A 24,636-nucleotide genomic window follows, 5' to 3' on the forward strand; every position below is an offset into this window, starting at 1 on the left:
TCCCCGGCCGCGCTGCCCACCAGGCTGCCATCGCCTGCGAATGGCCCTCCCGGGACAGAACAAGGAGGAACTCTGCTATGACCGATCAATCCACCCCCCCGACCCTGAGCTTCGAGATTGACAACGCCGGCGTGACCAGCACGGTCTACGTGACCGACGACGCGTCGGTCAACGACATCACGCTCACGATCAGCAGCACGGCCACTGGGCCGACGGTGTTCACACCCGCCGCCACCGTGGTCGACAAGTCGCAGGCGGGCACCGCGACCGGCTCGCTGCTGTATCTCGACCTTACCCCGCTGAACCTCACGGACCGGGAATTCAGCGCCATTTCCCCGCCTGCCGCAGATTGGACGATCGTCCCGTTTCCCGTCAAGCGCATCCTCGGCATGACGCCCAAAGAAAAGCTCTCGATGGAACCGGGAGGAGCACTGGTCAAGATCAAGATCGGCCCGCTCGCCGCCGCCCATGCACCAGGCTCAAGCGCCTCGCTGCTCATGACCGTCTACCGGGTAACGCCGGTGACCCTCAAGAACCTGCCCCTCCCGACGCACTTCGGCGTCACACTTGCCACCCCGCCCAGCGAAGGCGAGCAGCTCAGCCAGGACCTGATGCCGGCCCTGGTCACCCCGGACGTGGTCAACAGCGTGACCGGGTACGACACTGTCGCCAATCAGCTGGCGTTCGCCTTTTACGCGGGGCCGCGCGGCAGGCCGGTGACTCCGACGGCCGATACCCAGTTCAACCTCAGTTTCGTCTACGCAACCGACCCATCCGGATACGGTGCGCTGTGCACTCCCGACCAGGCCCGGCAGGTCCGCGTCAGCGCGGGTACCAACGCCGCAGGCTGGACCCTCACCCCCAACCCGTCACAGCAGAACCCGTCCTGGACCCTCCGGCCGCCGACAACCAGGCCGATCATCTCCACCGGTCCGAGGGCCACGGTCGGCTTCCTGGCCGACAACCTGGTGACCAGATTCCAGGCCGGGCCGACCGTGGCGCTGATCTCCTACTCTGATCTTCCCGGCTACGCGGACGGCGTCTTCACCGTGCTGATCACCAAGCACGCCCATGTGAGCATCGATTCCCTCACCGTGACGCCCCATCCGGCGGTCCTCAGCAACGGGAAGGCCAAGGTCACGATCGCCTGGACGGCACAGAACGCCGGGACGATGACGCTCGCGCCGTGGCACGTCGACGTGACCGGGAAGACGAGCTACACAGGAACGATCACCGACACCACCCCGATCAGCCTGACAGCCCAGGGCACCTGCCTCGCCAACATGGGCAACATCGCCCTGGCCAACACCACTGCGCACGTGCTGCCGGTGATCAACTCCTTTGTTGCCCAGCCGAGCGCGGTCTACGCCCGGGACCTGCCTCGCGACGTCGCCCTGAGCTGGAACGTCAACACCGCCGGGCCACTCCAACTGCGCTCCTCGACCGGCCCGCCCGATCCTGCCCATTACGCCGCCGCCGGGACGGTGACCAAACCGGTAACCGAGCCAAAGATGTTCACGCTGCTGCCACTCGGACAGTCCGGCAGCCCCACGGTAGAGCGCAGCATCGTGGTCTCCGCCTTCACCCCCCAGGTCCAGGCCTGGCCGGTGAACACCGCGCGTTACCTGGCCGCACCGCCGAACGCGAGCTACGTGCTGGTGTCGGACGGCGACTCCCAGGTGGTGGCCGTGGACACGATGATCTACCAGCCGGTGAGCGACAACCTCCGGGTGGGCAGCAAGCCGACCGGCATGGTGTTCTCCGCCGACGGCACGATGCTCTACGTGGCCAACTCCGGCTCCGGAACCGTCTCGGCCCTCTCCGTCGCCCACGTCGACGGCACGCCGAACTACAGCTTCACCGAGACGGCCACCATCCGCGTGGGCGGCACCCCGCAGCAGGTCGCCCTCTCCCCGGACGGGTCATACCTATACGTCACGGTCGACAAGGGCACCCAACCAGGGCAACTCTTCGTGCTGTCCACCGGCAAGACACTTGAGGTGATCAGTGCACTGCCCGTCGGGCCCGCGCCGCGGGGTGTCGCGGTGCTGCCCTCGGGAGCACGGGTCTTCGTGGCCAACTACTCGGCTGACAGAACGGTCTCGGTGATCGGCCGGGCGCCGGACGGCACGCACCAACTGGGCCAGCCTGTGACCGGAGTCGGCCCGGCCCAGGACGTTGCCGTCACCACCGACGGCAACGTGCTGCTCGTCACGTGCCCCGCGACCAACTCGGTCACTGCGATCAACGCCGTGCAACCTGAGGCGCGGCGAAAGGTTCTCACGGTGGGCCCCGCTCCCCAGCAACTCGCGATCCTGCCGACCGGGGCTTATGCGGTGGCCACGAGCAAAAACAGCAACTTCGTGTCGCTGCTGGCGGTGGGCGGCACGCCGGATCAGTGCAAGGTGCTGGAGCCGGGCATTGACGTCGGCTCGGGCACGAGCGCGGTAGCGGTGACCCCCGACTCCGGACTGGTACTCCTCGGCGGGACCGCGGGGTTCCTGGTGGCCACCCTGGCCCAGTACGAGCCCTCCCCCTCCGAGAAGCTGCCCGACATTGGCGGCCAGCCCACCAACGTGACCGTCTCTCCCGACGGCAGGACGGTACTGGGCTGGCACAACGCCCTGATGACGTTCAACCTCGGCCGCCCGTCGAACGGACTGTTCGCCTACGACATCGCCTCTGAGACCGTGACCCAGCGGCTGCCAGGGACCAACGTGGCGGACCTCGCCTACCACCCGGCCGCCGCGGACAAGGCCCTCTTCCTTATCGATGACAGCCACCCCGCCGTCCATCTGGTGAACACCGACAGCTGGACCATTAAGGACAGCATCGACCTGACTGCCCAGACAATAGGCCGCCCTGTAGCACTCGCCGTCTCCGGAGACGGCAGCACGCTATTCGTACTGGTCAAAGTCAAAAACAAGCAGGCGCAGTCGGTGCAGCTGGCGGTCTACCGGCACCAGGACTCGCCGCCCGGCTGGGACCCGTTGGGTACAGCCACCGTGCTCAGCACTGTCGAGGAAGGATCGGTGCTGACCCTCACAGCAGCGCCGAACGGCGCACAGGCCTACATCACCGATGAAGGGTCCGGGAACCTGCTGGTCGTCGCCCGTGACGGAACAGGAACCTACGCGCTGTCCGGCCGCCCCCTGCCGGTCGGCCACTATCCGAGCGCGACAGCTCTGTCGCCCGACGGCAGTCGGCTCTACGTGGCGTGCGGGGAAGCCGACTACGGCAGTCTCGCCGAGATCCAAACCGCGACGCTCACGATGCGCAGCGTCGTGCTGCCTGCAAACGGGCGGACCGCACTGGCCGGCCTGGCGGTCATGCCAGACGGGAGCCGGCTGCTCGCCACCGACCAAATCACGGCCGGGCTGCGCATCTTCGACACCACCTCGCTGCGCCTGGTGCAGACGATCCGATGGAGCAAGGGCGTGCGGATGCCGTGGGGAGTCGCGGTCACCCCCGACGCGTCGCAGATCTTCACCGCGAACACCCGTAGCGGCAGTCTCGGCGTGATCCGCCAAACCCAGGCGTGCCCAGGGGCAACTGGCGGTGCGGTTCTGCTGTCCAGCTCTAGCGGGGCCGGCGGCGACACCTACCAGAGACTGTCCAGCTCTAGCGGCACCGGCGGCGACACCTACCAGGGGCTGTTCATCCGCAAACACGTGGGCCAAACCCCGGACAGCGCGCAGACCGGCACGTGGACGGGATGCCCGGATATCTGGCCCTCCGGCCAGCAGTATCTGCCAGACCCGGCCGAAACCTTGGTCCGCGGCTACGGGAACGACTCCCCAGTCACGATCTTCACCTCGAAGGAAGGCGCCAACAACTACATCTACGTCCGTGGGCTCAACACGGTCAACGGGCCCCACAAGGCGCGCGTCTGGCTCTACTACGTCAACGGCAACGGCAACGCCTCGCTGATGCTCTGGCCAAAGAATTGGTCAACCAAGGGACTGTCGGCGCTGCAGACCGGCCACGGGTATATCGACGTCACGTCTTCCCTGCATAACGAGATCAACTTCACCTACCCGCCGTTCGTCTGGGATGCGGTGCCGGTCACCGGCCACTACTGCGTGATCGCATGGGTGGAGAACTCGCCCGTCGAGCCGCCAACCGACCCGCGTGACATCATCGGCAGCATCAGCAGCATGGATGAACTGGCAGCATTCGCCCTCAAACACCCCAATATGGGATGGAAGAACACCTGCGAAGTTCCCACAAAGATGGGGGAGACCTGGCAGAAGAAGATGTCTCTGGAGGGGCCGGCCAAGGGCGGGTTGTTCACGGTCGGACTAGCGTTCACCAATATGCCGGCCGACGCCTACTTCGCGTTCTCGATCCTGGGGCCAGAGCCAGGCAAATCGGTCAACGTTCCCAAGACGCCGATCCCCCCCAACGGCGACTACTACATCAAACTCAATTGGACCGGCTTCAGTGAGTACAAGACCAACGTGGTCGTGACCTACTGGGCAGGCCAGACCCTCCTGCCGCAGGGGGCGACAATCGAAGTGGGCGTCGCCACGCTGTCCAAAGAACTGGTCGGGCGGATCCGCGACCCGCTGGCCGGGGCGTTCCTGGGGCAGGTCTACGAGACCGGCAAGAAGAAGGACGGCTGCCAGCAGGAGTGGCTGACCTTGGCGGGCGTGGTCCAGCTCAACCTGCACCAGATGTAGCAGCGCCAGGCGACCGCGAACCTTCGTTGGCCTACTTTAGGAGCATCGCGAATCCTCTGAGGGGAACTCTGTCGTTCGAGGTGTAGATGGCAGAGGCGGTGAGCGCCCAGGCGGCGCGCTCGGCGGCCCGGGTCCTTGAGCGGACCGGCCGAGTGGACGAGGTGATCCGACTGCTCGGCGAGGACGTGTCCGCACGCCGATACGGGGTGCGGAACACCATCGACTTCTATGCTGAACTGCTGGCCCGCCACGGCCGGATCGAGGAACTTCACGCCTTGGCTTGCACCCACCCGAGCGCCGCCCGACACCCCTTATGTGACGGCCTTGGAGAGCGCGGGTCGGGCGAGGAGGCGGAAGCGCACCTGCGCGGGCTCATCGCGTCCGGGCATCCGGGCTGGCACGAGAGCATGCTGATGGGGCTACTCTTCCGCCAGGGCCGCTTCGACGAGGGTGTCGAGGCGGTAGAGCGCACGTTCGACGACCTCTACGACGGGAATCTGCTCCAGGCGGCCATGCTCCCTCTCGCCGAACACGGCGGCCGGTACGACCGGGCCATTGAACTCACGGAAGGGCGCAGCCCTGAGTTCCTCGCGGAGAACGACGAATACTGGCTCCGGGACAACCGCTGGCGGCTGACGGGAGAGTCGGGCGACGCCCGGGAGGCAATCGCGGAGGTCGAGGCTCTGCCACCGGGCGAGCCCGAGGACCGCGAGCTGACCGTCGCCTGGCTCCTCGCCCAGGACGGCCGCACCGAGGACGCGATAGCCCTCGTACGGTCGCTGCCCGGTACCCGCACCGCGACCGACCTGGCCGAACTCCTCATCCGCCGCACGATCGCCGAGGTCCGGTCCACCTCGTCCCGGGCCCCGAGCTCGTTCAGCACGGCCCGGCGCAGCCGACGCCACCGGCCGGCCTCGGTTCGTACCGTGAAGCGGCGATGCGCGGCGGCGGGCGACGTGCCGGAGGTCGGCGGCAAATGCCGCCAGGCACAGCCGCTGGTCAGCGCGTACACCACTGCCGTGAACACGGCCCGCTCGTCACACGGAGCGGTCCCACCACCTGGCGGACGAGCAGCGAACGACGGCAGCAACGGGGCGGCCAGCTCCCACAGTTCATCAGGAACAGACGCTTCGATAGATCAGCACCCACGACCGGCAGCATGCCGCACCAACATCGCGTCACGTGAGACAACCTCTAAGCCGTGATTGGTGCGGCCGACCTGGCGGCCTGTTCGATCTTCGCGCGGTAGGCCGCACGTGCTTCCTCGTCGATCTGCTTCTCATGTTCGGCGCGCAACCCGGTCCGGCCGTCGAGGCCCTCGCGCAGGATATCGGCGTGCCCGGCATGCCGGATGGACTCACCGAGGACATGGACCATGATGGCGAACAGGTTCGTGTCGGCATGAGGCTCCGGCCACCACGGCACGTGGCCGGGGGCGTCGAGGGGAAGCTCGTTGATCGTCGCGTCCGAGTGTTCCCACGTGCGCCGGTAGAACCCGATGACCTGATCGCGGGTCTCGTCCTCGGTCGCCCACAGATCGCTGCCGTTGGAGTCCTGCCACCGGGGCAGCGGTTCCGGGGAAGGGCGGTCGAAGACCTCGCCGAAGTACCTGGCCTCGACGGTGGCCACGTGTTTGACCAGGCCGAGGAGGTTGGTTCCGGTCGCTGTCAAAGGCCGGCGGGCGTCGTATTCGGACAAGCCGTCGAGTTTCCAGAGCAGCGCCTTGCGGTCCCGCCGCAGTCTCCCGTGCAGGTTGTCTTTCGCGAATTCATCGATCATGCGGCATGAGCCTGCCATGGGCTGCTCGTGGTCTCAAGATCCCGTACGTGGTCCGCAACGACTGGCAGAGCCGCGGCAAGTTCTCACCCGCCGTTCCTGGGTTGGAGTGGTCACAACACCAGGCGTGGTGTGAGACCTTCCAGTCGTGGGCGTTCCAACAGGCCGAGGAGCAAAGCCTCGCTCCAGTCACCGCCTCTTGTGTAACCGCTGTCAACTGGTACAGGAGCCAGGACAGATTCTCGCACTATCCCGCGATCGGGGCGCTGGCGTTCTTCGGTCCGGGGGAGGCAGTCACGTCGGGTTGGTCTACAAGTACGACGCTGATCACGCGTACACGATCGAAGGAAACACCAACGCCAATGGTTCGGCCGAAGGCAATGGTGTGTACCTGAAAACACGTCTTCGAAGGGACAGTTACCTCTACGGATACGGGCTGCCGGCCTTCGCGGAGGGGGTCGTCACGGCTGATCCCGGTTTGAAGGGCAAGGATGGCTTCACGTACGAGGCCACCGCCTCATCCGGTGCGGTCGGCTCTCCTCCTACGACGCCCGCGGAAGCCGCGTTGCCATGGGTGTCCTCGAACCAGCTCATCTGGGCGGCCGCCCATTCCGTGGCCGAAGAAAAGGCGGCGGAGGCGGGCAACGGCAACCCTGCCGATGATGTGGCGCTGGTGCAGGACGCGTTGGAAAAGGTCATGGGTGTCGCCCCGGGCGACCCGCACGGTGTGTTCGAAGCCGAGACGCAGCAGCTTTACGACACATTCCGCAAGGAAAAGCTGGGCTACTCCGGGGCGGAGGCCACGGGCGTCCCCGGGACCCAATCGCTCGTCGAACTGGGAAGGCGGTCAGAGCTGTTCCACGTGCGCGCCGGCTCGACGCCGGCTCTAGCACTGCCTTCCATTGACATGAACCAGGTGGTGTGGGCCGCAACGCACAGCGCCCAGGAGCAGGCGGCGCAGCCGGCCGGGGCTGCCAGCGTGAAGGCGGATGTTGCCCTTGTGCAGGAGGGCCTGGAGAAGGTCATGCATATGGTGGTGGCCGATCCAACCGGAATCTTCGAGCAGGCCACTCAGTCCCTCTATGACGACTTCCGTCGTACGGTGCTGAATTTCGCCGAAGGTGATGCCACGGGGATACCCGGCGAAACGTCGCTGAAGGAACTCGGGCAGCGCTCTGGAATGTTCCAGGTCCGTGTCGGTTCCACGCCTGCGGGCGGGCCGACGAGCGGCACAACCGTCGACGTGTCAGGGGAAATCGACCCGACGGAAGTGACGTTCGACCGGCACGTGGGCGATGGCACCCTTGAGGATTGGATCACGCAGGGGTGTTCGATGGCTGAGTTCCCGCGAACAGCAACTGGATAAGGGGGTTCAAGACTGCCTCCGCGCGCGAGGCATCCGGCAACCCGAATGTCTGCAACCTGTGGGACAGCAACGCCATAACGCCGCACGGCTTCAGCGAGGTCCATGACTTCGGAGACGGTCAACGGCGCAGTGGGCCGGCCCGGAAGATGAATGGCGCGCTGGCACCATTCCAGTGCTCCCGGGGTATCGTGCAACTGATTCCGCAGTCGTTCGCAGCGCACCACGTTCCCGGTACGTCGGTGAACATCTACGATCCTGTGGCATCGATAGCTGCCGCAATCGGGTGCCTCCGCAAAACTCACGGCGTTGCTGCGGACGGCTCCAACCTCGCCTCGAAGGTCCAGCAGTTCGACCCCAACCGGCCGAGCAGGGGCTGGGCCTGTTGATCAGTCCGCGGTTTTCTCTACGTCGCCCGATTCGACAGCCCTGCGGCTATGTCGAGCTGGGCCGGCGGCACCGCGGTCCACGCCCCGGCGTGACCTGCTGCCACGAACGTCGTGTTGCCAGATCCACGCGAGCCGCCCGCAGCGCCGGGCGGCTCCGGTGAGAGTGGGTCATGGTGAGGGGCGCTCGATGCAGTGAGTGCCGGTCCCTGGCCGCATCCGCCCCAGCCATGAGCGGGCCCGGGACTGCGAAGGCGTCTCGGGGTTGCGCGAGGCGGGAGTGGGGGTGCTGTTGTACGGGCCGCCGGGGACGGGGAGGACCTCGCTGATCGAGGCGGCGTTCCTGGACCTGATCACGGTGGCCGGAGACGGCTCCATGCGTCGACCGTGGCGGCAGCCCAAGCCTTGACGCGTTCCGCGAAGCCTTCAGCGGGGAACGTCCCGTCGACAGCCACATCTTCGATCGTGACGCAGAAACGGGATGGCGGCGCGTCCCGTCGCGGCAGCGCCACGTCGCGGACGACTCGGGAAGGGATGCTCCGCACGCGATGGGAGTTGCCAAGACGGGCCTGACCGACAAGCTGGTTCACTTCATCGAGGCCGCCATCGAGATATGCGTGCAGGAGCGCCCAGGCCATCGCACCATCGTCGGAGGGAAGTTGGCTGGGGTGCTGGAACAAGAAGCAAGAGACTGAGACACCGTGCAACGGCCCCCATGGTGCCTGCCGAGCGTGGTCCAACGCGAGCAAGGTCTGAAACAGGTCGTCACAGGATCGCGAATCCATGGACACACCGCACTCCGCGCAGGCTTTCATGCTTCCTCCTTCCACCTTCCACCTTCTTGAACGTCGAGATGAGATACAGCGTAGTACTCCTACTGGCGTTCGGGATGGTCATTGCTGGGCGGTCTCCCGTCGCTGCAACGGGGACCAGCCGTGACGGGTTCCTCCCGCCAGCTCCACAGTCGTAGCCGCGGTCGCGAAGAGCCGACGGGGGTGTCGGCGAGGTCTGCCGCGCAGGTCACGGATCGGTGGGACGGGGTCCCGTAGCGGCGGGAGCTGGGTGACGTCGTGGCGGACGCCGCCGGTCAGCGCGACGGCGAGCGGGGTGCCGCGCCGGTCGACGATCAGGTGGTGCTTGCTGCCCGGCCGGCTCTGGATCAGGTCCAGCAGATGATCAGTTGAGGTCATGGCGTGGGCGATGGCGGGTGCCGCTGACACGTCAGTGCCCGGATTGCGTCGGCGGCATTCGAGCCGGAGCAGGCGGTCAGGGTGAGGCCGGCGGCTGCGGTCAGGGCCGCGGCGGCAATGCGCAGGGTACGGCGACGGGCGGCGCGGGCAGTGGTGCTGGAGCTCATTTCAGGTCCCCCCAGGGCGCGGTCGGGTCGTTGTCTGCTCGGTACGTCAACCACCCTGGTCTGGGCCACTATCGAAGCTGTCGCTCCGCTAACAACCGGCTAACACGGGTGGCAGCAGGGGAACAAGCCACGCGGTCCTCGGACACGTACTGGCTCGGGGCGTGCCTGCTGACGGCCGCTTCCGTCTGTCAGTCCTCGCGGATGAAGCCCTCCCGCACCAGCCAGTCCTTCGCCACCTCGTGCGGGTCCTCCCCGTCCACGTCCACCCGCGCGTTCAGCCGCTGGGCCTGCGCCCCCGTCAGTCGCTTGGTGATCGGGGTGAGGAGGTCGGCGAGGGCGGGGTACTTCCTCATGGTGGCGCTGTTCATCTCGGGTGCCGCGTTGTAGTTGGGGAAGAAGTGCCGGTCGTCCTCCAGCACCTTCAGCTTGAGTTCGGGAATGCGGCCGTCGGTGGTGGCCGCCACGCCGAGGGCGCAGGCCGCGCCCTCGGCGACCTGGGTGTAGACGACGCCGTCGTCCATCTTTTTGAAGTTCCCGCGCCGGAGGGCGAATCCGTACGTCTTCGCCACGCCCGGCAGGCCGTCGTCGCGCACCGAGAACTCGCTTCCGCCGCAGATCGTCGCCGCGCCCGGGTCTCTCTTCGTCAGACGTGCCACGTCGGAGAGTGTGCGCAGCCGGTACTTCTGCGCATTCGCCTCGTTCGCGACCAGCGCGTAGGTGTTGTTGAGCGGGGCGGCGGGCAGCCAGGTGATGCCGTTGCGGCGGTCCTCCCGGCGTACGGCCTCCCACTGCTCGTACGGGTCGACGACCGGCTTGGTGTGACCGAGGTAGGTGATCCAGGCCGTGCCGGTGTACTCGTACATCCCGTCCGCCGCACCGGACTTGACCGCTTCGCGGGCACCGATCGAGCCCTGGATGTTCGTCCGGTCCAGGACTTGTGCGCCGGCCGCTTTGAAGACCAGCCCCATGATCTGGCCCAGGATGATCTGCTCGGTGAACTCCTTTGACGTCACGGTCAGTTGGGCGCCCTCCAGCGGTCGCCCCTTCCCGATGGAGCCGGGCCGTACCGAGTCGGCCAGCGGGCTGCCGCTGGTCAGTCCGCAGCCGCTCAGCCCGGTGGCGGCGAGCAGCAGGGCGCCGGCGCCCGCGACGGCCGCCCGTACCCGGGCCAGGCGCATCGGTCCACCTCCAGGCCGCGTGGACGTAGCAGCAACGCGACGAGCGCCCCCGGCCAGTCCATGATCAGCGCCATGGCGACCGTCGGTACGGAGCCGAGCACCAGCCGCGGCATGCGCTGTCACGTGCGGGAAGAGACCCGTGGCCTGGATGGCGTGGCCGAGGGTGCGGCGGAGCGCCACGGGCTTGATGCCGGTGACGTCCTCGCCTCCGATGGTGACCTGCCCCGAGGTCCGCTCGACCAGTCGGCTGATCATCTTGAGGGTGGTGCTCTTGCCGCAGACCGAGGGCCCCACACGGATCACGGTTTCGCCGGCCGCTTCGTCCCGGGGCACGTCCTCCACGGCCGGGGCGTGGCTGCCCGGATAGCGCTTGGTGAGCTTGTCCAGCCGGATACTCGCGCTGGCGGCAGCCGGCTGGTCGGGCCCGGCGGCTCGGGCGGATCGAGCGGATTGAGCGGATCGGGCGGATCCGCCGGAGCCCGCGGCGCCGGACGCCGGGGAGGTCGGTTCGACGATTTCGGCAGAGTCAGCCACGGATCCCCCATGAGATGGTGAGCAGTCCGATCAGCACGTACCCGGCGTCGAACGGCAGGGCTGGGACGACGATTCCGGGCGTCCCCGACAGTACTTCGTTGAGTGTGTTCGCACTGCCCAGGCTGATGCGAGCGTGCCACCAAACGGCACAGCATGTCACCACCCCCCGCCAGCGGCGAGGAGTACGCGGGCCGCGCCCGACGGGAGCCGCATCACCGGCTCAGCTAACTCGCACTGCTCGCCAACCGGTGACCCATCCCGGCATCCGACATGACTCCCCCCGGTGGTGAGGGCACGGTATCGGGTGAGCCGGGACAGCTGGAATTCTTCTCCTGGGAGCGTGGCCCCCAGTAGCGGATCGAGGCGGGCCCGGTCCGTGATCGCTTCGTGAGCGATGGTGACCTTCAGGCCCCACCGGGAGGTTCCGGTGGGGCCTGTTGGGTGTCTGGCGGCAGTAGTTGACTGCCACGACCTGATCAATCGACCTCGCTGGCAACCTGATCCGCATCGACCTCGCTGGCGGCACCCACGAGTGCGTGGACTGGTGTGCCCGGCCGAGCAAGGGCAGTGGCTGTTGTGCTCGGTCGGGAGAGCCCTCACCACCGACATGACGATGAACATTCCTGGCCGTTGCTTCTATGGCGGCTGTTGCGCGTAGTCGGCAGACGGTTAGGGCTCGACTGTGACCGGCTTCTCCGTGCGCAGGTCGCTGACGAAGCCGCCCTTGACCACGCGCATCCAGTAGGCGTGGGTGCGAGCCGTCGGGGGGATGTCGGGGTGGCGCTCCAGCTTGCGGTCCATCGAGGTCGCCCCGGCCGGTACGTTCCGCTGGAACGTATACGGATGCCACACCCCGACCTCGCTGCTGTAGAAGGGCTTGCGTTCCATCAGCATGACCTGGTCGGGGTTCCCCTGAGCGTGCTTCCAGGTGACGCGGACGGTGGTCGCGTCGAGGCGGTCGACGGACGCCAGTGCCGGTGCCTTCGGGATCGCCGAGGTGGCGGCGGGCTTGAGGACGTCGCTCTGGATGGTCCGCGGTACGGACGGATCGTAGTGCTCCGGGTTCTGTAACTTCCCGGTGACGCGGAGTGCGGTGGGCGGTTGGCCGTCCCCGCCCGCGCACGTATCGACCTGGGTGGCCTTGCGCCAGCCGTCGGGGAAGCGCACATCGTCCTCCTCCTGGATCTTCAGCTCGCGGGCGCCGGCGGCAGCCTCCGTCACGGAGTAGACGTAGCGGGAGTCGTGGGAGCGGACCACCTGGTAGCTGCACCGGTCTACGGCCGCAGCGTGTGCGTCGACCGCCGGCCGGAGCGACGGCGCGCCGCCGGCGGGCCCGGTGGCGGGAGTCGACGGGGCGGCTGTAGCAACGGCTGCGCCCGAGGCGAGGACCCCGAGACTCAGCGTGCAGGTGGCGAGTGCGGCAGCGATACGAGAGGGCATGCATCCTCCGGTGAGAGGCAATGGCTCAGTGGGAGCCGTCGAGTAGGTGACGCGTGGTCAGCCCGACCGGCGGTGTGGCCTGGGGTCGGATACGTCTTGGGCGCGGCATACCTCGGACGTTTGGTCGGACCTGGCGGGGTTTGCCGACCGGAACCGGACGCTACTGGCAATCGATGGTCAAGGGCAAGTAAACGTGGAGTAAAGTACGGGTTTTGCGACAACTCCATGCGGAACGGCTGAATACACCGCGCGGCGCGCGCACCGACAGGCGCGCGGACTTGAGCGGAGCTGCGGTGGGCGGCTTCCGTTCGGCAGCCTCTGGTGGGTGGGGCCGTGGTCGGGCGGCAAGCGCGGTCAACCGCCGTGCCTGGACCGGGAGGACAGGCGAGAGTGAACTCACCTACCCCGTCAGCCAGTGTGGCGGAAACCTTTCGGTGGGAGCCGTCATGTGTGCCGCTGGGGGTGGTCTTTAGTGTGCTTCTCGCGGTCGGACGCCGCTCCCTGTGGTGGAGCGTAGATCCGTCATATGCCCGTCCAGTGGCGCGCGTACGGCCCGTAGGAGACCCAGGCGCCAAACAGGAGAAGTGTTGGAGAGCGTTTCTTTCACCATCCTGGCCGACGATCCCCTCAGCGGCGCCGGGGCCGCCACCCTCTTACGGCCGTACCCCACCGTCAGTCTGATTGCCGCGGAGCGCAGTGCCGAGGCCGACGTGCTGCTGGTGCTCGCGGGTGAGATCACCGGGGAGACCCTGGACTCCGTCGAGCAGGCAGTCCGTGACGCGGCCAACCCGCGGATGCGCGTGGTACTGGTCGGGGACATCGTGCACAAGCAGCATCTCCTACGCGCGGTCAACTGCGGTCTGATCAGCCTGATCCCGCGCCGTGAGGTGAGCACCGAGCGGTTGCTGCGGGCCGTCATAGGGGCCAGGGAGGGGCATGCCGAACTGCCCGCACAGGGGGCGGCCTGGCTGCTCGACTGGGCCCGGACGGTCCAGTCGGACGTGCTGACGCCGATCGGGCTGACGACCACCGGTCTGGTGACCCGGGAGGTGGAGGTCATCAAGCTGCTCGCCGACGGCCTGGAGACCACCGCTATCGCGGAGCGGCTGAACTACTCGGAGCGGACCATCAGGAACATCATCCACGGGGCCATGAGCAGGTTGCAGCTTCGCAACCGGGCCCACGCCGTCGCGTACGCCTTCCGAACGGGCGTGATGTGAGCAGGTCACCGCACAACCGGTAGGGGCGGGCAGGTCCCGGAGGTCGTTCGGGCACCGCCCCTCGCCACCGAGCGCTCACGGCGCGGCGGATTCCCGGCGCCCATCGGGAGACGGCGTCACGTAACCGGTCTGGGTGCCGTGCTCGCCGGCGCACCGGCGGCGACGGTCGCAGGTCTTGCACGAGCCGGCCGGCATCTTGGGGTGGTCTTCCGAGCCGTTGGCGACCTGTTGGGTGTCTGGAGAGACCCGCAAGGCGGTGCACCCGGATGGTGACCTACGGGAGGACCAACGGCCAGTGGGTGCCGCTTACTTCGGCGACCGCCGGCGGGCGCCCGTGCGTGAGGGCCGACCCGCCACGGCGGAGGGCCGGGGTGCCCGCCCGCCCTGTTCCGACCAGCGGACACTCCGGGCCGTTGAAAGCGCTTCCAGGGATAATGCCCACCGGGCAGAGCTTCCCGGCAAGTGACCGCCCCTCGGTTCTCAGCCAATGACCGATGACAGGTGGATCGATGACGGATGCCGTGGGCCGGAACGTTGGAGCAGGGCATGGGGGGACTGCGGATAGCGGCGCTGGGTCCGCTGAGGGCATGGCGCGGTGAGCGGCAACTGGACACCGGACCGGCACAGCGGCGCGCGGTGCTCACTTCACTGACGTTGCGGTGCGGCCAGGTTGCCTCCGCGGACGAGCTGGTGCGGGACGTCTGGGGACCGGAGCCGCCGGCCAGCGCGCACGTCGCGGTGCGCAACCACATCTCACGGCTGCGCACCGTGCTGGAGGAGAGCGAGTCCGCCGCGCCCGAGGCCCTGGTCTCCGTCCCCGGCGGCTACGCGCTGCACCTGCCGGACGGGGCGCTGGACGTCTCCCGGGCCGAACGGCTCTATGCCCGGGCGCAGGCGGCCCGGAGCCAGGGGGATCTGGAGCCGGCCGTCCGCATCCTGGCCGAGGCCGAGGCGCTGTGGGACGGCACTCCGCTGACGGGCGTGCCCGGCCCCTACGCCCAGAGGCAGCGGGACCGCCTCGTGGAGTACCGGCTCCTCCTCGTCGAGGCGCGGCTGACCCTGGAACTCCAGCTCGGCGGACACACCCGAGTCGTCGGGGAACTGCTCACGCTGGCCGACGAACATCCGCTGCGCGAGGGGCTGCGTGCGCTGCAGATGCTTGCGTTGTACCGCTGCGGCCGGCAGGCGGACGCGCTGGCCGCGTACACCGCGGCCAGACGGCACCTCGCCGCGGAGCTGGGCGTGGATCCCGGCCCTGAGCTGGTACATCTGCATCAGCGCATCCTGGAAGCGGATCCGACACTGGCACCGCCGCCGGATGCGGTCACCGCGTCCCCGGCACCCGGCCCGGCCGCCGGGACGGACCGGCCGATCTGGGTGCCGCCGGCGCAGGCCCCGCCCGACCTCCCTGACTTCACCGGCCGCAGGGAGGAGAGCCGGCACGTGCGCGACGCCCTGGCCGGTGCCGCACGGGCGGACGCCACCGCTCCGGTGATCTGCGTGATCCACGGCATGGGAGGCGTCGGGAAGACCGCGCTGGCCGTGCACGCCGCGCACGCCATGCGGGAGCAGTTCCCCGACGGCCAGCTCTACGTCGATCTGCGCGGGGCCGGACGGGAGCACGCGCATCCCCATGAGGTGCAGAAGTTGTTCCTGCGCTCCTTGGGGGTCCTGGCCGGCAATGTGCCCAGTGGGCGGGAGGAGCGCACCGCGCTGTACCGCTCGCGGATGGCCGGCCGCCGGCTGCTGCTCCTGCTGGACAACGCCGCGGACACCGAGCAGGTGAGCAGCTTGCTGCCGGGCACCGCCGGGAGCGCCGTGCTGATCACCAGCCGGACGGCGCTGATGTGCCTCCCGGCGACCAGCCGCACCGCGCTCGAACCGTTCAGCGAGCCGGAGGCCCTTGCCCTCCTGGAGCGGATGGCCGGCAGGGAGCGGTGCCTTCAGGAGCAGCAGACCGCCCGCGACCTGGTGCGGGCGTGCGGCATGCTGCCGCTGGCCGTCCGTGTCGTCGGTGCCCGCCTGGCGGCCCGTCCGCGCTGGACGCTCGCGACGCTGGCCGAGCGGCTCAGCGACCGCTCGCAGCGGCTGGGCGAGTTGGAGGCCGGCACCCTGGCCGTCGAATCGGTCTTCCACCTCGGCTACTCGTCGCTGCACGACGCGGAGGCGCGTGCCTTCCGGCTGCTGGCCATCCCCGAGGTGCCCGACCTCTCCCCGGCCGCCGCAGCGGCGGTGCTGCAGTGCGACCGGCGGGAGGCCGAGGCGCTCCTGGAGGCCCTGGCCCACCAGGGCCTGCTGGAACCCGGGGAACCCGGCCGGTACCGCTACCACGATCTGCTGCGGCTGTTCGCCCGCCACCGGACCCTGGACACCGACCCCTCCGCCACGCGGCAGGCGGCCCTGAGCCGCGTCGCCCGCTTCTACCTCACCGGGACCAGCAGCGCCATGCGTGCCGAGCGGCCCTACAGCCGGCTGCCGGACGCCGTCGATCCGGACGGCATGCCGGGCGTCGCGGCGTTCACCGACGCGCTCCACGCGCAGGAATGGATGTTGCACGAGCTCCCCGCGATGCTGGCGGTCGCCGGCCAGATCCTCCACCACCCCTATCGGCCGGTGAGCGCGGAGGACACCCGCACCCTGTCGGCTCTGCTGGCGCTGCTCATGCCGTTCACCGACTTCTGTCTGCCGTGGGAGGCCATCCATCAGCTGGCCCATACGCTGCTGCGCGTCGCCGACCACCACGGGGAGCGGCTCGCGACCGTCTTCAGCTGTGTCGCGGCGGCCGTCGCCTGCGCGCGGATCGGGCACCACGAGGAGGCGGCCGCGCTGGCCGCCCGCGCCCACAAGACGCTCGACACCGCCGACCGGGTACTGGCCTCCCGTGTGGTGTACACCATGGGGGTGGTCGCCGTTGCGCGGCCGGACGGCCTGGACGAGGCCATCGGCCACTACCGGAGCGCGCACGCCCTGGCGTGCGAGAACGGCGAGCCGGGCATGGCCGCCCAGGTCTCCGTCAGCCTCGCCCACGCCCAGCTCGCGCTCGACCGGCCGCACCAGGCGCTGGAGGCCGCCCGGGACGCCCTTGCCCTCTGCCCGCCCGCGGACAATCCGGTGGGCATCGCCCTGGCTCAACGCGTGCTGGGCGACGCACTGGCGGAACTCGGCCGGCACGACGAAGCGGTGACGGAGTACAGTACGGCGCTCGCGGTCTGCCGGTCGCACGGACTGCACGCCCAGCGCGCCCATACGCTGCTGTCCCTCGCCTCGGCGCTGGCCGCCGTCGGCCGGCCGGGTCAGGCCCGTACGTGTGCGGCGGAGGGAGGGGCCGCCCTGGCTCAGCTCGGTGATCCCACGGGCGAGGAACGGGCGCGTGCCTTCATCAACCGCCTCGCGGCGCCCAGCCCGTCAGCCCCGCAAGGTCAACGGACCGCAGCGGGTACCGAGCACTGACGGTCCGTCCGGCCCGGCGGCCCGGTGCCCGGGGGCCGCGGCGGGCCAGGCCACCTCGACGGTGTGCGGCAGCCGGTTTCCCTCCGGGGGAGGCCCCTCCGGAACCCTGTCGCCCGGGGGAGGGAGCGGCGGCGGTGTGATGCTCGGCGGGGGGCTCGGGGTGGGGGAGTCGGCCGGCTCGCCGGCCAGACCGCAGCCGCTGACCACGGCCACGGTCAGGGCCAGGGGTACCCAACGGCCACGGGACGGCCGGGAGCGGGGAAGCGGGTTCATGACGAAGCGCCCCGGAAGCCGTCCTGCCCGTTCTCCGGATTTCCGGGCTCACCGGAGTCCCGCTGCTCGATCGCTTCGGCGCGGAGCCGGTCCTCGTGCAGCGCGTCGAGGAACCGGTCCATCTCCGGTCGCCAGGCGCGGCGGACGTTGAGCCAGACAGCCTCGGTGTCCACGGGGAACCGGAACCGGAAGGTAGTCCACAGAGGGCGCCGGCGGACCTCGCCGATCCGCCCGTGGACCTGCTCGCGCTCGATCGCGTACCGCAGCTTCCCCGGCCGGTATCCCGTCGATGCCACCTCGTGGAACAGCACGGAGCGGTCGGTGAGGGTGACGAGGAAGCTGTCGTTGTCGGCGATACCGCCGGACAGCAGCGCGGACAGGAACGGATGGCGTCCCGACCCCACGCCCAGGGTCACCACCGGGCGGGCGAGCGGATCGGACTGCCGTACGGCCTCGGCGGCTTGGGCCACCGTGGTGGATTTGATGAGCCCCATGGGTCTCTCCTCGGTAGGGGAAAAGGCGAAAGGTGGGGAGTCGACGAAGGTACGTACCGGGGGGCGCGGTCATGTCGCGGTCGGTACCGAAGGCATCTCCGGGGCTGGCAATTCCAGCTGATGGACAGTCATATCTGCTCCTCTGCACCAGAGTTCGTCAGCGCCCGTGCGAGCCCCGCGCGGCCGTCGATGGCGAGCTTCCCGTACACGTTGGTCAGGTGCACCTCAACGGTGCGCAGACCGACGAAGAGGCGCTGGGCGATCTCGCGGTTGGTCATCCCCCGGCCGGCCAGGTCCGCCACCCGCCGCTCGGTGGGGGTCAGTGCTCCCACGCCGTGGAACGTCCGGGTGCGCGGCCGGTCACCAGCGGCACGCAGCTCCGCGAGCGCCTGGTCGGCCAGCGACGTCGCGGTGCACTCATGGGCGACACTCATGGCCCGCCGCAGGTGCGCCCGGGCCTCGGACAGCCGGCCGACCTTGCGGGCGAGGGCACCGCAGTCGGCCAGCGCCTGGGCGTACCGCACCCGCGCGGGCGCGGCGTCGAGGAGCCGTACGGCTTCGCCGAGCAGATCGAGTCCCTCCCGCCCGCCGATCACCACTCCCAGGGCGCGTACGGCCACACCGGTCACCTCGGGCACGCCCCAGACACGGGCAAGCCGCAGCTCCTCCTCCGCCAGCGCCCTGGCCGCCTCGCCCTGCCGCAGCGCCGCGTACACCAACGCGGCCTCCGAACGCCAGGGGAAGAAACCGGGGTTGGGCATCCCGCGGGCGCGGGTCCGCTCACCGCACAGCAGGAAGTCGGCCAGCCCTTCCTCCAACCGCCCCTGGGCGCAGCGAAGCCAGCCACGCACCATCAGCACATAGTCGTTGATCCAGTTGCCGTTCAGCCGGCCCGTCAAGTCACCGCGTCCCAGCAGGTCCTCGGCGTCGGCGAGCTTGCCCTGCCGGACCAGCGTTTCCGCCAGCGTCGTGACCGCGAACGTGCTGAGGCCGTGGCACGGGCCGACGCCGATCCTGCCGAGTGCTCCCAGCGCGGCCTCCGCGTCGGCCTGGCAGTCCGCGAGACGGCCGAGCCGACAGTGGATGTTGGCCCGGGTGGTGAGGGCGTGGGCGAAGTGGAAGGCCGAGGTCCCGGTGTGCGCCGCCCGGACGGCCGCGTCGGCGTACGACAGCGCCAACTCCGTCTCCCCGGCGGCTCCCAGGGAGATCACCGCGCTGGTGTAGACGACGGACTCGTCGTCCTCCGGGGTCATGCCCCGGCTCAGCGCCAGCCGGGCCAGGGTCACCACTTCCCGCGTGGACGTTCCCGCCATGGCCGCACGCAGGCTCAACAGGGCGGCCAGGGGCCGCTGCACAGCGCTGCCGGCCGCGTCGGAGACGTCCAGCTCCATCAGCCGGGGCACCACGGCCGGGGCCGAAGTCGCCTCGCTCAGGCTGGTGTGGATGAAGTCGATCTCCAGCCGCATGGCCTGGGCGGGATCCGTCCGCCGGACAGCCTCGGCGGTGCGTCGCAACGTCTCCAGCGCATCGGGGTGCCGGTCGAGGGCCAGGAGCGCGCCGGCCAGCTTACGGGCAGTGGCGGTCTGCTTCGCCGGGTCCGTGGACAGCTCCAGGCTCCGCTCCAGATTGCGGACGGCGGCCGGGAGGCTGGAGGTGAGTTCCAGTTCACCCAGCGTCGCCAACAAGGCCGCCTGCAGTTCCGGCGTGAGCTCCTCGCGCAGGGCGCGGCGCAGAAAGGCGGCGGCGCGCGCGTCCTCGCCCTGCTCCGCGGCCAGCGTCGCCGCCCGGCCGAGCACCTCGGGCACCCACGGCTCGCCCAGGGGGCTGAGCAGCAGATGATCGGCCACCCGGAGCAGCGGAGCCTCGTGGGCCAGCAGGTGCCGGGCCGCCCGGAGGTGGAGGCCCCTCCGCCGGCTCGGCAGCACCACCGCGGAGACCGCCGCCGGCAGGACGTCGCAGGCGAAGGACAGGCCGTGTTCCGTCCCGGTCATCCAACCCGTGCCCACCAGCCGGTGCGCGGCGTCCGCGACGGCCGGCTCCGGCAGGCCGGTGACCCCCGTGATCAGGTCGATGCCTGGCGCACCCCCGAGCACCGCGACGGCCTGGGCCGTGGCCACGGCGTGCGGATCGACCTCCTGCATGCGGGTGAGCACGGCCGGGCCCAGGTCTGCCGGGACAAGGCCGGCGAGCCGGTCCGCCAGTTCCGTCCGAGGGCGCTGCCCGGAAGTCCGGAGCCCGCGCAGCACGGCGTGCAGCAGAAGGGGGTTGCCGCCGGTGGCCTCCCGGCAGGCGACGGTGAACGGCTGCTCCGGTGCCTCGCCCAGAACCCGGGTCACCAGGGCCTCGACGGCGTCGTCGGCGAGTCCGTCGAGCGTCAGCCGGTGCTGGAACAGCGGCTCGACGGCGGCCACGGCAGCAGCGTGCGGATGGGCATCCCCCGGACCGAGGGTGGCGAGGACGAGCAGCGGCAGGTTGTCGGCCCTGCGCAGCAGGTACCGCAGCCAGAGGAGGGAGTGCGGATCGGCCCACTGCAGATCGTCGACGGCAATCAACAGCCGTCTCTCACCCGCCAGTCGGACGCACATCCGGTACAGGCCGCCGAGGGCCTCCGCGTCCTGCCCGGTCACCGTGGACGCCGCCCCGTCCGGCCGCTGCGCCCAGGGGGCGAGCACCCGGACGGGGTCCAGAGCCCAGTCGCGGAACGGCGGACCCGACGGGTCCTCCGCGCCCAGGTGCGCGAAGAGCCGGCGGACCACGCCGAAGCGCAGGTCGCGCTCCAGCGGGTCCGCGACCGCCGAGACGACGCAGGTCCCGGGGTCCTGGCGGATGCCCGCCAGGGCGGCCCGCAACAGTGCGGTCTTCCCGCTTCCCCATCCCCCGCTGATGACCGCGGAGTCACTGCCGTTCCACGGGTCCCCGAGCAGTCTGGTGAGCGCGCTCAGTTCCCGTTCCCGCCCGATCAGCATCGCACCGCGCCCCGTTCCGCGTCGGAAGCGGTCTTTGCGGGGTTGGTCGGCATGTCACACCACGACTGTCTGGAGGGCGGCCCCCATCCGGTGGCGGGGGACACGCTGTCTTACCTGGCTGTGGAGCGGCCGGCCCGACGGCGACATGCAGGGGCCACGTTCGACGGGGCCGGCAGCTCTGCCCAGAAGCGTGACGTCGGCGTGTAAGGAATCGATAATTTTCCGGTAAGGGGCCGGGACGGTTGGCAACGGACCGCGGCCGCGGAGAGCTTTCGGTGCGTTGACCAGTACAGCGGTCCCTTAATCCTTCGGTGGGGCCCGTCATCCATCGTGGCCGGTCAAGCCCCACACTTTGGCTGAACAAAGGTCATGCGGCCGGATGCCGTGCAACACCGCGCAGCTGGAGGAGTCGGCTCATGCCGTCCCGCACTCCGCGCCGACCTGAGTCTCCCTGCCGCTCACCGACCGGCGGGGGAGCCCGTTCACCGCCGCCGTGAACCGGCGAGCACCACAGCCCCGTGGCCGGTCCGGTCGCCGGGCCACGCCGAGCACCACCACTGGAAAGGTCCATGACCACGCACGCCTCCCCTCCCGGTAGCCCCACGGCCGACGCGCCCGGCAACACGGGAACCCCGCCCGCCACGGACGACCACACCGCCATGGACGACCACACCGCCACGGTGTTCCGGACAGCACAGCAGGGCCGGCCGTTCCGCGAACTCCGGCGCTCGCAGCGGGCGTTCGCCGCAGTGGCGACCACCGCGGTGCTCAGCCTGTATCTGCTGTACGTCCTGCTGTCCAGCTACGCGCCCGGCCTCATGGCCGGCAAGGTCGTCGGCAATCTGAACGTCGCGCTCTTCCTCGGGCTCGCCCAGTTCGCCGCGACCTTCCTCGCCGCGTGGCTCTACACGCGGCATGCGAACCGCCGGCGGGACCCGCTCGCGGAACAGATCAAGGAAGGCATCGAGCAGGCCCGGATCCGTGCGCACAGCCACGTCGCGGCGGTGGGGACCACGGCATGATCACTTCTCTTCCGCAGACAGCATTGGCCGCCCCGGATGCGGACGGCGGCCGTTGGCTGACGATCGGCCTGTTCCTGACCGTGGTGGCGGCCACGCTGGGCGTCACCCTGTGGGCGAGCCGCCAGACCAAGGGCACCACGGACTTCTACACCGGCGGCCGCTCGTTCTCGGGATTCCAGAACGGCCTTGCCATCTCCGGCGACTACATGTCGGCCGCCTCGTTCCTGGGCGTCACCGGCACCATCGCGCTCTTCGGGTACGACGGTTTCCTGTACTCCGCCGGCTTCCTCGTCGCCTGGATCCTGGCGCTGGTCCTGGTGGCCGAACCACTGCGCAACACGGGCCGGTTCACCATGGCCGACGTCCTCGCGTTCCGTCTGCGCCAGCGGCCGGTGCGCACCGCCGCGGGCGTCTCGACCATCGTGGTCTCCGTCGTCTACCTCCTCGCGCAGATGGTCGGCGCGGGTTCCCTGGTGGCCCTGCTGCTCGGCGTCTCCGGTGAGGCGCCCAGGAAATGGATCATCCTGGCCGTCGGCATCCTGATGATCCTCTACGTCGTCGTGGGCGGCATGAAGGGCACCACCTGGGTGCAGATCGTCAAGGCCGCGATGCTGATGGCCGGAACGTTGGTGCTGACCGTTCTGGTGATGAGCAAGTTCGGGTGGAACCTCTCCTCGCTCCTCGGCTCGGCGGCGGAGGCCAGCGGCAAGGGCCCTGCCTTCCTCTCGCCCGGCCTGAAGTACGGCGCCGGCCCCACCACCAAGCTGGACTTCATCAGTCTCGGCGTCGCGCTGGTCCTGGGCACCGCGGGCCTGCCGCACATCCTCGTCCGCTTCTACACGGTGCCGACCGCCAAGGCCGCCCGGACCTCGGTGAACTGGGCGATCGCCCTCATCGGCGCCTTCTACCTGATGACGCTCGTGCTGGGCTTCGGCGCGGCGGCGCTGGTGGGGCACTCGGCGATCGAGGCCGCCAACCCGGCGGGCACCACGGCCGCGCCGATGCTGGCCGAAGCGCTCGGCGGCGGCCCCGGATCCTCCCTGGGCGCCACACTGCTGGCGATGACCTCCGCGGTTGCCTTCGCCACGATCCTGGCGGTGGTCGCCGGCCTCACCCTCACCTCGTCCGCCTCCTTCGCCCACGACCTGTACGCCCACGCCGTGCGCAAGGGGAAGGCGAGTGAGCGCGAGGAGATCAGAACGGCGCGGTTCGCCGCGGTCGGGATCGGCATGGTGGCCGTCGTACTGAGCATGTTCGCCGACAAGCTCAACACCGCGGCGCTGGTGGCACTGGCCTTCGCCATCGCCGCATCGGCCAATCTGCCGACGATCCTGTACAGCCTGTTCTGGAAGCGGTTCAACACCACCGGCGCGCTGTGCAGCATCTACGGCGGACTGCTGACCTCGGTGGTGCTGGTGATCTTCTCCCCGGTCGTCTCCGGCACCCCGGCGTCGCTGGTGCCCGGTGTGGACTTCCACTGGTTCCCCCTGGAGAACCCCGGCCTGGTCTCCATCCCGATCGGCTTCCTGTGCGGCTGGCTGGGCACCCTCGCCTCCCGCGAGACCGACCCGGACAAGTACGCGGAGCTGGAAGTCCGTTCCCTCACCGGAGCCGGCGCGCACTGATCCCCAGCCCCGCGACGCCGTCGCACTGCAGCGCACCACGTGATCCCCACCCGACGAACGACTCCAAGGAACAGCACGTCGTGAACAACGAAAGCCTGGCGAACCTCCTCCACGAGGAACGGCGGTTCGCCCCGCCGGCCGACCTGGCGGCGGATGCCAACGTCACCGCCGACACCTACGAGAAGGCCGCCGCCGACCGGCTCGGCTTCTGGGCGGAGCAGGCCCGCCGTCTCAGCTGGGCGGTGGCTCCGACCGAGACGCTGGACTGGTCCGACCCGCCCTTCGCGAAGTGGTTCGCCGACGGCAAGCTGAACGTCGCCTACAACTGCGTCGACCGCCATGTGGAGAACGGCCTGGGCGACCGGGTCGCCCTCCACTTCGAGGGCGAGCCGGGCGACAGCCGCGCGATCACGTACGCCGAGCTGCAGCGCGAGGTCGCCAAGGCCGCCAACGCGCTGCAGGAACTCGGCGTGCACGCGGGCGACCGGGTCGCGATCTACCTGCCGATGATCCCCGAAGCGGTCATCGCCATGCTGGCCTGCGCCCGCCTGGGCGCCCCCCACTCGGTCGTCTTCGGCGGCTTCTCCGCCGAAGCGGTCGCCGCCCGCATCCAGGACGCGGACGCCAAGCTGGTCATCACCGCCGACGGCGGCTACCGCCGTGGCAAGGCGTCCGCCCTCAAGCCGGCCATCGACCGTGCGGTGACGAAGTGCCCCACCGTCGAACACGTCCTGGTGGTCCGCCGCACGGGCGGGGCGACCGTCTGGTACGGGGACCGCGACGTGTGGTGGCACGAGATCGTCGACCGGCAGAGCGAGACGCACACCCCCGAGGCGTTCGACGCCGAGCACCCGCTGTTCATCCTCTACA

At 69.5% G+C, this 24,636-nt stretch carries 14 protein-coding genes and 6 pseudogenes; 10 read left to right on the forward strand and 10 right to left on the reverse strand.

Translation table 11 applies throughout. From position 1 onward, the window contains the following. Positions 1-77 precede the first annotated feature (77 nt). Positions 78-4,682: a beta-propeller fold lactonase family protein gene (locus AB0G35_RS23775; RefSeq protein WP_360952896.1), complete on the forward strand. Its 4,605-nt coding sequence runs from the start codon at positions 78-80 to the stop codon at positions 4,680-4,682. A gap of 484 nt (positions 4,683-5,166) precedes the next feature. Here AB0G35_RS23775 and AB0G35_RS23780 read toward each other — a convergent pair whose 3' ends face one another. Together AB0G35_RS23780 and AB0G35_RS23785 are read right to left on the reverse strand one after the other, a co-directional pair. Beyond that, on the reverse strand, positions 5,167-5,772 hold the full coding sequence (locus tag AB0G35_RS23780) for a transposase (protein ID WP_360952899.1): 606 nt from the start codon (positions 5,770-5,772) through the stop codon (positions 5,167-5,169). A 104-nt stretch (positions 5,773-5,876) separates the two neighbouring features. Next, positions 5,877-6,461 (reverse strand): DinB family protein, encoded by a 585-nt coding sequence (locus tag AB0G35_RS23785; RefSeq protein ID WP_360952902.1) that lies wholly within the window; start codon positions 6,459-6,461, stop codon positions 5,877-5,879. A 301-nt stretch (positions 6,462-6,762) separates the two neighbouring features. Between AB0G35_RS23785 and AB0G35_RS23790 the strand changes: the two genes are divergently transcribed. From AB0G35_RS23790 to AB0G35_RS23800, 3 genes and pseudogenes are all read left to right on the forward strand, one after another. After that, positions 6,763-7,824 carry a hypothetical protein gene (locus AB0G35_RS23790; RefSeq protein ID WP_360952905.1) on the forward strand — a complete coding sequence of 354 codons (1,062 nt, stop codon included), beginning with the start codon at positions 6,763-6,765 and terminating at the stop codon, positions 7,822-7,824. A 23-nt stretch (positions 7,825-7,847) separates the two neighbouring features. Beyond that, positions 7,848-8,210 (forward strand): annotated as a pseudogene (locus AB0G35_RS23795) (hypothetical protein); the annotation flags it as partial. Positions 8,211-8,451: 241 nt separating this feature from the next. Beyond that, positions 8,452-8,580 (forward strand): annotated as a pseudogene (locus AB0G35_RS23800) (AAA family ATPase); the annotation flags it as partial. Here AB0G35_RS23800 and AB0G35_RS23805 read toward each other — a convergent pair. The 6 genes and pseudogenes from AB0G35_RS23805 to AB0G35_RS23830 all read right to left on the reverse strand — a co-directional run bounded on the left by AB0G35_RS23805 (position 8,561) and on the right by AB0G35_RS23830 (position 12,716). Next, on the reverse strand, positions 8,561-9,022 hold the full coding sequence (locus AB0G35_RS23805; protein WP_360952908.1) for a DUF5946 family protein: 462 nt from the start codon (positions 9,020-9,022) through the stop codon (positions 8,561-8,563). The pseudogene AB0G35_RS23800 and the gene AB0G35_RS23805 overlap by 20 nt on opposite strands. 162 nt (positions 9,023-9,184) lie before the next feature. Further along, positions 9,185-9,370: pseudogene (locus AB0G35_RS23810) on the reverse strand (transposase); the annotation flags it as partial. A 382-nt stretch (positions 9,371-9,752) separates the two neighbouring features. Continuing rightward, positions 9,753-10,742 carry a glycine betaine ABC transporter substrate-binding protein gene (locus AB0G35_RS23815; protein ID WP_360952911.1) on the reverse strand — a complete coding sequence of 330 codons (990 nt, stop codon included), beginning with the start codon at positions 10,740-10,742 and terminating at the stop codon, positions 9,753-9,755. Between the two features lie 165 nt (positions 10,743-10,907). Next, a pseudogene (locus AB0G35_RS23820) lies at positions 10,908-11,276 on the reverse strand (ATP-binding cassette domain-containing protein); the annotation flags it as partial. Next, a pseudogene (locus AB0G35_RS23825) lies at positions 11,269-11,400 on the reverse strand (ABC transporter permease); the annotation flags it as partial. The pseudogenes AB0G35_RS23825 and AB0G35_RS23820, both read right to left, overlap by 8 nt. A 545-nt stretch (positions 11,401-11,945) precedes the next feature. After that, entirely contained in the window at positions 11,946-12,716 is a 771-nt protein-coding gene (locus AB0G35_RS23830; RefSeq protein WP_360952914.1) for a hypothetical protein, read from the reverse strand. A 587-nt stretch (positions 12,717-13,303) separates the two neighbouring features. Here AB0G35_RS23830 and AB0G35_RS23835 point away from each other — a divergent pair. From AB0G35_RS23835 to AB0G35_RS23845, 3 genes and pseudogenes are all read left to right on the forward strand, one after another. After that, complete coding sequence (locus AB0G35_RS23835) at positions 13,304-13,936, forward strand: response regulator transcription factor (protein WP_360952917.1); 633 nt, start codon at positions 13,304-13,306, stop codon at positions 13,934-13,936. Between the two features lie 129 nt (positions 13,937-14,065). Beyond that, positions 14,066-14,185: pseudogene (locus AB0G35_RS23840) on the forward strand (polyprenyl synthetase family protein); the annotation flags it as partial. A gap of 297 nt (positions 14,186-14,482) precedes the next feature. After that, a complete protein-coding gene (locus AB0G35_RS23845) occupies positions 14,483-17,386 on the forward strand; it encodes a BTAD domain-containing putative transcriptional regulator (protein ID WP_360952920.1) in 2,904 nt (967 codons plus the stop codon). 269 nt (positions 17,387-17,655) lie between these two features. Here the strand turns inward: AB0G35_RS23845 and AB0G35_RS23850 are convergent, their stop codons facing one another. Together AB0G35_RS23850 and AB0G35_RS23855 are read right to left on the reverse strand one after the other, a co-directional pair. Next, positions 17,656-18,153, reverse strand: coding sequence for a hypothetical protein (locus AB0G35_RS23850; protein ID WP_360952923.1), 498 nt, complete (start codon positions 18,151-18,153; stop codon positions 17,656-17,658). A gap of 128 nt (positions 18,154-18,281) precedes the next feature. Beyond that, entirely contained in the window at positions 18,282-21,119 is a 2,838-nt protein-coding gene (locus AB0G35_RS23855; protein ID WP_360952926.1) for an AAA family ATPase, read from the reverse strand. 569 nt (positions 21,120-21,688) lie between these two features. Between AB0G35_RS23855 and AB0G35_RS23860 the strand changes: the two genes are divergently transcribed. The 3 genes from AB0G35_RS23860 to AB0G35_RS23870 form a co-directional block, all read left to right on the forward strand. Further along, on the forward strand, positions 21,689-22,141 hold the full coding sequence (locus AB0G35_RS23860; protein WP_360952929.1) for a DUF485 domain-containing protein: 453 nt from the start codon (positions 21,689-21,691) through the stop codon (positions 22,139-22,141). After that, positions 22,138-23,766, forward strand: a complete 1,629-nt coding sequence (locus AB0G35_RS23865; protein WP_360952932.1) for a cation acetate symporter — start codon at positions 22,138-22,140, stop codon at positions 23,764-23,766. Before AB0G35_RS23860 ends, AB0G35_RS23865 begins: the two co-directional genes overlap by 4 nt. 80 nt (positions 23,767-23,846) lie before the next feature. After that, positions 23,847-24,636 (forward strand): AMP-binding protein (locus AB0G35_RS23870; protein ID WP_360952935.1); only part of this gene is annotated, 790 nt, incomplete at its 3' end.

Origin of the sequence: Streptomyces sp. NPDC021749 (genome assembly GCF_040640655.1) — a bacterium.
Taxonomy (GTDB): domain Bacteria; phylum Actinomycetota; class Actinomycetes; order Streptomycetales; family Streptomycetaceae; genus Streptomyces.

Excerpts from the sequence above, each read along its gene's own strand:
- AB0G35_RS23805 (WP_360952908.1), bottom strand. The coding sequence starts at position 9,022 with ATGAAAGCCTGCGCGGAGTGCGGTGTGTCCATGGATTCGCGATCCTGT.
- AB0G35_RS23845 (WP_360952920.1), top strand. The coding sequence starts at position 14,483 with ATGGGGGGACTGCGGATAGCGGCGCTGGGTCCGCTGAGGGCATGGCGC.
- AB0G35_RS23775 (WP_360952896.1), top strand. The coding sequence starts at position 78 with ATGACCGATCAATCCACCCCCCCGACCCTGAGCTTCGAGATTGACAAC.
- AB0G35_RS23830 (WP_360952914.1), bottom strand. The coding sequence starts at position 12,716 with ATGCCCTCTCGTATCGCTGCCGCACTCGCCACCTGCACGCTGAGTCTC.
- AB0G35_RS23865 (WP_360952932.1), top strand. The coding sequence starts at position 22,138 with ATGATCACTTCTCTTCCGCAGACAGCATTGGCCGCCCCGGATGCGGAC.
- AB0G35_RS23855 (WP_360952926.1), bottom strand. The coding sequence starts at position 21,119 with ATGCTGATCGGGCGGGAACGGGAACTGAGCGCGCTCACCAGACTGCTC.
- AB0G35_RS23850 (WP_360952923.1), bottom strand. The coding sequence starts at position 18,153 with ATGGGGCTCATCAAATCCACCACGGTGGCCCAAGCCGCCGAGGCCGTA.
- AB0G35_RS23815 (WP_360952911.1), bottom strand. The coding sequence starts at position 10,742 with ATGCGCCTGGCCCGGGTACGGGCGGCCGTCGCGGGCGCCGGCGCCCTG.
- AB0G35_RS23860 (WP_360952929.1), top strand. The coding sequence starts at position 21,689 with ATGACCACGCACGCCTCCCCTCCCGGTAGCCCCACGGCCGACGCGCCC.
- AB0G35_RS23785 (WP_360952902.1), bottom strand. The coding sequence starts at position 6,461 with ATGATCGATGAATTCGCGAAAGACAACCTGCACGGGAGACTGCGGCGG.